The following is a 6,758-nucleotide window of genomic DNA, read 5'->3' as shown; positions in this document are numbered from 1 at the left end:
GTGGACGTCCGGGCGGGGGCGGGCCGAGCAAGCCGCTCATCGCCGCCGTCGCCGCGCTGGTCACGGTCGCGGTGGGGTCCATCGTCTTCGTGGCGTGGCCGTCCGGGGACGACCCGTCCGCGAACGCCAAAGCGAGCCCGTCGCCGTCGAACAAGCAGGTCGCGGAGAAGAACCCGATCCCGGCGGCGACGAAGGAGCAGGCCGCGGCGATGAACGCGGTGCTGAACGACAGCGTCGGCACGCGGCGCGTCCTCGCCGGGGCGCTCGGCAGGGCCGCGAAGTGCCAGACGCTGCCGCAGGCCATTCAGGGTTTCCAGACGGTCGCGCAGCAGCGCCAGAGCCAGCTGAACCGCACCAGGGCCCTCCAGGTGGACAAGCTGGGGACGAACGGCGAGCGGCTCCGCCGGTCGCTCGCGGAGGCGCTGACCGCGTCGCTGCAGGTCGACCAGGTCCTGCTGCGGTGGGCGCAGCAGAACCAGGCGAACTGCCGCGGCAAGCCCCGTCCGAGCGCCGCGCAGGTTCCCGGACGCGCGGCGATCGAGCAGCGCGCGACGTCGGCGAAGAAGCGGTTCGTCGTCCTGTGGAACCCGGTCGCGAAGAAGACCGGCCAGCCGCCGCGGAGCTGGCGCAGGGTGTGACGGCCGGTCACGACCCGGTTGCGACCTTCTGGCAGACGGTTCCCGACCGGTGACCGCGCAAGTATCTTGTCACCGTCGAAACCGATGGGTAGGGGGCCTCATGCGGTGTCCGGGCTGCGGAAGCGACACCACGTCGGCGTTGCCCCGGTGCACGCGCTGCAACGCACCCCTCAGCGCGACGCCTCCGGGCGGCGACGCGACGACTCCCGACGAGCCGCCCGCGCCGCCCGCGCCGCCATGGACGGCGTCGCCCCAGGGCCCCGGCCAGTGGGACACCCCGCCACCGCCCGACCAGTCGCCACCGGGGCAGCCGGGCCCGCCGGGACCGCCCGGGCCCGAGTACACGACGCCGATGCCGCCGACGCCCGACGAGACGTCGACGCTGCTGTCGCCCGAGCCGTGGTCCGTCCCGCCGGGCGGGCCCGCGCCGTCCGAACCCGCGATCTGGCGGCCGCCCCCGCCGCCGAAGGCGAGCAGGACCCCGTACTTCCTGGTGGCGGCGGGTGTCGTCCTGCTCCTCGGGCTCGCGCTCGGCATCGTGTTCTGGCCGAGCGGGTCGGGCACGTCCGCCGATCCCGGGAGCAGCGGCGGGCCGTCCACGCAGCAGAGCCAGGACGCCGTCCCCCAGAGCGAGACGCCCAGCGGCGACGTCGGCGAGCAGGCCAAGGCGGTCGACGCCCTGCTGGCCGAGATGGGCACGACCCGGTCCGACCTCGGCTCGGTGGTGGTCGGCGGCTGCGAGGCGAGCGGGCTCCAGCGCGTCCTGGACGCCCGCCGCTCCCAGCTTGAGAAGGCCCGCTCCCTGGACGTGACCGCCCTCGACAACGGCGCCCAGATGAGGGACGCGCTCGTCCGCGCGCTGGAGGCGTCCTCCGAGTCGAACCAGCGCTATCTCGACGTCGCGCCCGGCTGCCCGTCCGACGGCGAGGTCTCGGACGTCAACCAGCGGGCCAGCGACGCCAAGAACGAGTTCATCGGCTACTGGACCCCGATCGCCCAGCAGGCGGGCCTCCCCGCCCGCACCGCCGACGACATCTGACCACCGGGGCGACCGGGGCGGTCAGCCTCCGACGCCCACGGCGGCGCCGAGCTGGCGGACGGCCTCCGCCAGCACCGCCACACCGCCCACGCGCCGCCCGAGGCGTTCCAGAGCCCCTCCCATGCGCTCAGGATCCGGATCCTCGCTCTCCGCCTCCTCCTGGACGTCGGCGAGATCCCGCCGTGCCCGGCCGAGGTCGGGGACGGCGGCGGCATGGTCGGCCAGCAGCCGCTCGACGCGGGCGAGCGCCTCCGCCACCTCCCGCGCCGGACCTGCGGCGTTGATCTGCTGGTTCTGGGTCACGTTGTCGCCCGAGGCGACCTGCCCGGAGACGTTGGCGTTGCCGCCGATGCTGATGCCCCGGTCGCCGTGCTCGCTCATCCTGCCCTCCGGTTCGGTCACGGGTTGATACGGCCGGCGCCGCCGGTGCCGCCCGTGCGGCCGGTGCCGCTCTGCCGCTGCTGGACGCGACGCCCGGCGGCGACCTGCCCGTGCACGGTCCCGCCGGTCATGATGACGCCCTCGTTCAGGATGACGCCCGCCTGCGTCCGGTACGCGGACACGTCGATGCCGCACTCGTCGCCCAGGTAGTCGAGGAGCGCCTCGTTGACGCGGCGTTCGATGAGCCGCGTGTACTTGTCGACGTCGAGGTCCTGGACGAAATCCTGGAGGTCGGCGTCCGCCGCCAGCTCGCGGACGCTGATCCGGGCCCCGTAGTCGTGGACGAGCTCCGTCGCCGGATCGGGTGCGATCTCGGCGGCGAACGTCTCCCGCAGGATCCGCCAGAGCGCGCCCGCCAGCCGGGACGGCGCGAGCAGCGGCGCGACGAACAGGCTGGGATACCCGAGCACGAACGCCTTCCACAGCAGCTTCGCGCCGTCCCACGCGGGCAGCTCGTCCACGATCTTGAAGGCGGGGCGGACGGGCGGCAGCACGGTCGCGGCGAACTGCCCGTACAGCATCCGCCCCTCGACCGCGAGATGGATGAACGCCGACATCGCGGCGTCGTGCTCCTCCGCCGGAGCCACGACACCGCCGTCCGGGGTGATGACCGCCTGCCCCTGGGCGCCGATCGTCACGTGCTGGAAGCAGCGGATCCCGCTCTGCGGGTGCCGGACGACCGCCTCGATGGCGGCCTCGGACGCCACCGAGAAGGGAACACGCCCGGACGGGTCGATCAGCGGGTGGCCCGTGTAGGGGGCGCCGATGACGTCGTCCACCGGACGCGGGCGCTGCATGCACCGGCCGCGCGCCGTGACATGCCATCCGGTGACGAGGCCGTTGATCCGCTCGTTGCGCGGCAGCGGACGTTCCCCGTTCCCGCCGGAGCGCTGCTCGCCGCGCATCTCGTGGAGCTTCGCGCGGATGCGCTCGTGCATCACGACGGGATCGACGTCCGGAACGTCCCCGGCCTCACCGGGCGGATCCTGCTTGCCGAGCGGGTTCGGTTTGCCGAGCGGGCCGGACGCCTTCCTGTCCAGTTCCAGGACGACGGACCAGACCGTCGCGTCCGGCGAACGCGGGTGCCCTGCGCCGATGAACGGGTTGTCGCCCGCGTAGAGGGTGACGTTGCCGTCCTGGGACGCCCGGACGTGCCCCAGCGCGTTCGCGAACCGGCCGCCGCCGGGGTCGGGACCTGGGCCGTGCGCGCCCGGCTGGAGGTCCCGGGCGAGCCGTCGCAGGACCAGGGCGAAATGTCCGAGGGCCACGGTCGGGATCCCCATCGACAGGGGCAGCACGATGAGGAGGACCATGGCGAGGCCGAGTCCCGCGTTCCCCAACGTCCCGCCCGTCGTCAGGAACCCGGCCGGGAGGAAGAAGGCCGTGGCGAAACCGAGGCTCGCCATGCCGAGGAGCCAGAACAGCGGCCACGGCGCCAGCACGGCGAGTCCGAGCCGCCGCCACCCGGAGAGCTGCCGCCAGGGAATGCGCACGAGCACCGTCCCGTAGGCGCACAGCGCGAAGTAGGGGATCGCGAGCATGGGCGCGAAGACGAGAAGCCCGGCCCAGATCACGACGAGCAGGGCGTCGCGGACGATGCGCATCCGGCGGGCCTGGCGGGCGTGCCTGATGACCGGTTCGAGGTCGTACCCGTGGGACGGGACGACCGCGCGGTGCGACTCGTACACGTACTCCTTGAGGACCGCGTCGCACATGCCCTTGTCGAGGTACATCGCCGCGCACAGGTACCGGGTGAGGTTCTGCATGGGACCCGTCCGGGGCTGCCCGCCCGGCCCGTGGTGGAAGAACGCGGTGCTCGGCGGGCTGCCGGTCTGCACGTCCAACGTCGGCCCCTCCACAGAGTCGGTGTGGCAGAACGATCCGTGCCCGGGAGAATTTAGCGACCCATCCCAGCAACCGGTGAGATAATGCCGGAACCGACCGATTTCGCTCCGTCACTCAGCGTCTGCGGCGCGGTCGAGGAAGGGCAGGCCGGCGGACGGGTCCTCGAACGGGGCGACGAAGCGCTCGAACCAGCTCAGCACGGGCTCCAGCCACTCGCCGACGCGCATCGTCTCGGCGACATGGTCGACCTGCTCGTCCTCGTCGAAGCCGATCGCGACGACGGGCAGATCCTGGTAGAAGCCCGACTGGTCGTCGTCGCCGTAGAGCGCGGTGAGCGCGATCGGACGGTTCCGTTCGAGCTCCATCGACAGCGGATGGCGGCGCAGCGCGCGCAGGCGGTGGCCGAGCTTCGGGTCCGGCGGCTGCTTCAGGCCGGGGAGCTGGTAGTCGAGCGGCGGGGCGGGCGCGTGCTTGTCGGGGGCGCGGCCGTCGTCGTAGGGGAAGAGGCGGGCGAGCTCGTGCAGCCATCTGACCTGCGGGATGACCCAGTTCGGGCCGGGCGCCGTCGCGGGGACGTCCAGGTCGAGGAGCCGCCCGGCGACCTTCGCGACGGCGGCGGTCAGCTCGGCCGGCGGGTACGCGGTCCGCAGCGCCCGCGACCGCCGCGACACCGCGCGCTCCAGCACGGTGGCCAGCGCGCACTCGCGCAGCCGCGGAGCCAGCCGCGACCAGGCGCGGCCCAGCTCGGGCGGCACCGCGGGCATCGGACGGTTCACGACATGGGCGAGCACCAGCGTGTCCGCCCACAGCCTCAGCCAGGCCCAGTCGGCATGCCCGGCGACGAGATCGGCTTCGCGCAATTCGTAGAGCGTGCAGGCCCGTCCCGAGCGGCATTCGCAGCCGCACGCGGCCGACCGGCGGCCGTCCACGGGCGGCGGCGGGCCCGGCAGCTCCGCCTCGCGGCCCTCGCCCAGCGGGACACGGACCCTCAGCGGACGGTCCATGCCGTCCGCGAAAACCGCCGCGACGCCGGGCCGCAGCGACACGACCTCGCGGGACTGGTCGTCGTCCAAGTTCATCGCCGCGCCGACCTGGTGCCGGTCGTCGAACGCGGGCAGCCGGTGCACGACCTTCAGCGCCGTGTTCTTGATCACGTCGGGGACGAGCTTGGTCGGGATCTGCTCGGCGACGATGATCCCCTCCCCGTACGCGCGGATCTCGGCGAGCATCCCGGCGAACAGCTCCACGGCGTGCGAACTGGTGCGTTCCGGACCGCGATTGCGGAGGAGCCGGTGCGCCTCCTCGATCACGATGACGTGCCGGAGCGCGGGTCCGTCCGTGCGGTCGCGGCGACGTTCCCGCATGCGCAAATGTTCAACAATCCGAATGATGAGCGTCCCCATGAGGAACGCCTTGTCCTCATCATTCGCCACGTCCTCGATCGCGAGCACGATGTTGTCGCGGAGCATCCCCCCGATGTCGGCCGGGTGCCCGCCCTCGAAGAACCGTCCCGCCGACCCGATCCGCAACGACCTCAGCCGGACGTCCACGAACCCCTGGACATCGGCCATCAACTCCCGCCCGTACCCGACATCGGAAATGACCTGCAGCGCGGCGTTCTGCAACTGCTCCAGCGTCGGGACGGCCGGTTCGATCAGCGACCCGGGCACGCCCGCGCCCGTCACCACGTCCCACCCGTTGTTCTCGTAGACCCGCTGCAGCGCCTGCGCCATGATCTGCGGGAACGGCTCCTCGGCGTCGAAAGCCGCCTGGAACAGCGCCCGCACCATGTCGATATGCGCCTGCACCGGATATCCCGGCTCGGGCGCGAGCGGATTCACCGACAAGGGCACCGACCCCGGGTCGGACGGGTTCACCACGGTGACCGGCCCGCCGAGATCCCGAATGCGCCCCGCCATCGCCGCGTACTCCGACTTCGCCGGCTCGATCGCCAGCCACGGAATGCCCGCGCGGGTGAGCTGCTCCAGCAGATGCCGGACGGTCTGCGACTTACCGGCCCCCGTCGCGCCCGTCACGAACACATGCCGGTTGATGGTCGACCGGGGAACGGTGAGCCGCCCGACCTGCCGGTCCTGCCCGTCCAGGATCGCGCCCAGCTCGATCTGCGCGTCCTCCACCTTCTCGGGGGCCTGCCCATCGGTCTCGGACGTGACGTCGAAGTACCCGGCGTCGAGCACCCGCAGCCCCGGAACCTCCCTGCGCGGCAACCCGGCCAGCGCCGCCAGCGTCCCCGCAGTCGCGACGAAGGGAAACCGCTCGTCCGGCTCGACAACCGACCGCACCGGCGCGGCCTCGACCCCGGGCCGCAACGTCCCGGCGAACGACCCGCCGCCCTGCCCCGACCTCAGCCGATAGGGATGGTGCCCGAGCTCCATGGACCCCACCAACACCGGCGCGATCTGCCCCAGTTCGGCCTGCGTCGCCGCGCCCGCAACGACCCTGACCTGCCACAGCCCCGCCTCGCGGAACGCGTCCAGCTCCGCGAGCCGCTGGTCCGCCCGCGCAACCGCGAGCCTGGCCTGCTCGTCCTCGCCCCGCCGCAGCATCCGCAGCTCGTGATGCAGCTCCCGCATCTCGGTGTCGATCAGCCGCTCATCGCACGGATCAGCCACCACGAACCACCCGAAGGGCCGCTCCATCAACGTCACAAGCGTCGCCTCGAACAGCCCGGGCCCGACATCGGCCCGCCCCACCTGCGGCGCAAGCCGCCCAGGACACCGCGTCCACGCCATCCGCTCCGCTTGCCGCAACCACCCGTCCCCGATAGGCACCCC

General features: G+C 72.8%; 5 protein-coding genes. 2 read left to right on the top strand and 3 right to left on the bottom strand.

Going from position 1 to position 6,758, the window contains the following annotated elements; genetic code table 11:
- Both E1264_RS44125 and E1264_RS38325 read left to right on the top strand, forming a co-directional pair.
- Nucleotides 1-638: hypothetical protein (locus E1264_RS44125; protein WP_165964595.1), on the top strand; the 638-nt coding region annotated here is incomplete at its 5' end.
- Between the two features lie 139 nt (nt 639-777).
- Nucleotides 778-1,677: a hypothetical protein gene (locus E1264_RS38325; protein ID WP_132181766.1), complete on the top strand. Its 900-nt coding sequence runs from the start codon at nt 778-780 to the stop codon at nt 1,675-1,677.
- Between the two features lie 21 nt (nt 1,678-1,698).
- Here E1264_RS38325 and E1264_RS38320 read toward each other — a convergent pair whose 3' ends face one another.
- The 3 genes from E1264_RS38320 to E1264_RS38310 form a co-directional block, all read right to left on the bottom strand.
- Nucleotides 1,699-2,058, bottom strand: a complete 360-nt coding sequence (locus E1264_RS38320; protein ID WP_132181764.1) for a DUF5955 family protein — start codon at nt 2,056-2,058, stop codon at nt 1,699-1,701.
- A 17-nt stretch (nt 2,059-2,075) separates the two neighbouring features.
- Nucleotides 2,076-3,962, bottom strand: a complete 1,887-nt coding sequence (locus E1264_RS38315) for a hypothetical protein (RefSeq protein ID WP_132181762.1) — start codon at nt 3,960-3,962, stop codon at nt 2,076-2,078.
- A gap of 111 nt (nt 3,963-4,073) precedes the next feature.
- Complete coding sequence (locus E1264_RS38310; RefSeq protein ID WP_243711428.1) at nt 4,074-6,596, bottom strand: ATP-binding protein; 2,523 nt, start codon at nt 6,594-6,596, stop codon at nt 4,074-4,076.
- Nucleotides 6,597-6,758: the final 162 nt, after the last annotated feature.

The organism is Actinomadura sp. KC216, assembly GCF_004348535.1.
GTDB lineage: Bacteria > Actinomycetota > Actinomycetes > Streptosporangiales > Streptosporangiaceae > Spirillospora.
The sequence above is the reverse complement of the archived record's forward strand: the minus strand, read 5'-3'. Positions and strand labels throughout refer to the sequence as shown.